Source organism: Bacillota bacterium (assembly GCA_013314855.1).
In the GTDB taxonomy this organism is placed as follows: Bacteria; Bacillota; Clostridia; order Acetivibrionales; family DUMC01; genus Ch48.
The window spans coordinates 1-2669 of sequence record JABUEW010000238.1; the positions used below are offsets into that span (position 1 = coordinate 1).

Genomic DNA, 2669 nt, shown 5'->3' on the forward strand with positions numbered 1-2669 from the left:
TCCTATTGTCATTTTGAGGGCAGGTTTATAACCTGCCCTCCTGCCTTCCGGCGAGGATGGGGGTTAAGGGGGCAAAGCCCCCTTTATTTTCTCTTCATACCTTATTCATTTTTATATTAATGTGACATTTTCTCACGATAATTAACTTATATTTTTCGCTTTCTTAGGTGACATTTTCAAAAAATATTGACATAGTTTATGGTAAATTTAAATTCCTGTACCTCACTCTATATTGTATGGCCTCCGCCAGGTGATTTAATTCAATGTCTTCCTTTCCTTCCAGGTCAGCAATTGTTCTTGATACCTTCAATATCCTTCCATAAGCCCTGGCACTTAAGCCTAGCTTTTCAAATGCATTTTTTATAAGCGCCTTACATTCATTATTAAGTCTGCAGAACTTATTGATTAAACCCGGCTGCAACTGTGAATTTGAATATATTCTAAGGCCCTTATATCTTTCAAGTTGAATTTTTCTTGCCTTTACAACCCGTTCTCTTATAACCGCCGATTCTTCACCTTTTTCCGGGTACTCCAATTCTTTATACTTAACAGGTGAAACCTCCATATAAATATCAACCCTATCCAGCAAAGGACCGCTTAACTTCCCAAAATAGTTCTTTACCTGTCCGGGAGTACAAGTACATACTTTTGACGGATCCGACCCGTTACCGCATGGACAAGGGTTGCCTGCAAGAACTAAAGTAGTTTTTGCAGGATATGTAATACTTCCATAAAGACGTGATATGGTAACCATTCCGTCTTCCAGAGGTTGTCGCATTGCTTCCAACGCCTGCCTGTCAAACTCAGGAAGTTCATCAAGAAAAAGTACTCCATAGTGAGCCAGGCTTATTTCCCCCGGTTTAGGATATTTGCCTCCTCCTGTAAGCCCTACAGCTGATATAGTGTGATGAGGGCTGCGGAAAGGTCTTGTTGTAATAAGAGGAGTTTTTGGAGGAAGAATGCCTGCAATACTGTATATTTTTGTCACTTCTAAAGCCTCCTCGAAAGTCAACGGCGGAAGTATGGTGGGTAGCCTTCTTGCAAGCATTGTCTTTCCCGAACCTGGAGGACCAATCATAAGGCAGCTGTGAGATCCGGCTGCAGCAATTTCAAGAGCCCTCTTAACATTTTCCTGTCCCTTTACATCACAAAAGTCCAATTCATAATCCATGTACTTATTAAATATTTTTTCTATATCTACAGTATAACTTTTGATCTTTTTTTCTCCGTTTAAATAATCTATTACATCACGGATATTTTTTACCGGCAGGACATTTAATCCTTTCACAACTGCAGCCTCATCTCCATTGCCCTCCGGAAGTATAAAGTTCTTAATTCCCTCTTGAACTGCACACAATGCCATTGAAAGGGCACCCTTTACCGGTTTTACTTCACCGTCTAAAGATAACTCCCCTGCAAATATATAATCATTGGTTGAAGTAACCAAAATACTACCCACTGCCGACAATATCCCTATAGCTATAGGAAGATCAAGTGCAGAACCCTCTTTTTTCAAATTAGCCGGAGCAAGATTTACTGTTATTTTTCTAATAGGAAACTCTGCTCCCGAATTTTTTATAGCTGCTCTTACTCTTTCTTTTGCTTCTTTTACTGCAGTATCTCCAAGCCCTACTATATCAAAAGACGGCATACCGTTACTAACATCGGTTTCTACGTTAATAATATAGCCGTCAATACCCAGCAGGCCACAGCTTTTTACTTTGGAAAGCATTCAATACATCCTTTCTTTTGCATTATTATCGTATTTTGCTATATTTAGTAATATTATACATTATTATACAACAATATACAAAATAATGCAATATATTTAAATGACGGATGGTGGAAAAAAACTAAGGACAGCAAATTTTCTTAATTGGATTATTATTGTCCCCTCCCAAAAAAATAAAACCCATACGGTATACTTTGTATATAAAGCACAGAAACTATTCTGATTTCAATTTTTTTGAAATTATTACTTTCATTGCTTCTTGTGCCTTTTCTCTTACTTTTTCATCACTGTCATTTTCTCCAACATATGCCAAATGGTCTTGAGCTCTTGGATTTCCTATATTCCCTAATGCTTCAGCTGCGTTCATTCTTATTGAAGGATTCGGGTCATCTCTAAGGAAAACTATTAGCGTATTAAGTATTTGTTCATTCTTCATACTGCCTGCAGCCTTTATTGCTGCAATACGTATAGAGTTATCTTTATGGTTCATTGCTTTAACAATTTTGTCAGTCTTATTTTTTGTTTTCCATTTTTCTATCTTTTCTACTGTAATACCAAACATTTCTGCCTCACATCCTATATATTTTTTATGTCTTAAAAATGGGAGGGGACAATATAGCACCCATTCTACAAATAATTCTATAGAGCCTAATTATAATCATATCATAAAAAAAAATTAATTTGTTAATAAACTGTTAATTTTACTCTATTACCTTTATCGCTTTTCGTCAAGGATTTTTCTCAACTCAGTCCCGTCTTTAGAAGTTAGCACCATAAATCTTTAGGAGTAAATTTTATATTAAAAGCGTAAAGCAGCCTTAAAATAAGGCTTTTTTTATTGCTAAAAACACTTGCAAAATTACTTTTTATGTGCTATAATTAATGGTGATAGTGGTGATAAATAAGGAGGGGATTATATGGCATATTTTCTAAAAAA

2 protein-coding genes are annotated in these 2669 nt (G+C 36.1%); both read right to left on the reverse strand.

The window, feature by feature from the left end; genetic code table 11:
* Positions 1-196: 196 nt before the first annotated feature.
* Positions 197-1732 carry a YifB family Mg chelatase-like AAA ATPase gene (locus tag HPY74_20675; GenBank protein ID NSW93022.1) on the reverse strand — a complete coding sequence of 512 codons (1536 nt, stop codon included), beginning with the start codon at positions 1730-1732 and terminating at the stop codon, positions 197-199.
* Positions 1733-1946: 214 nt separating this feature from the next.
* Positions 1947-2294 carry a HEAT repeat domain-containing protein gene (locus tag HPY74_20680; protein ID NSW93023.1) on the reverse strand — a complete coding sequence of 116 codons (348 nt, stop codon included), beginning with the start codon at positions 2292-2294 and terminating at the stop codon, positions 1947-1949.
* Positions 2295-2669 lie beyond the last annotated feature (375 nt).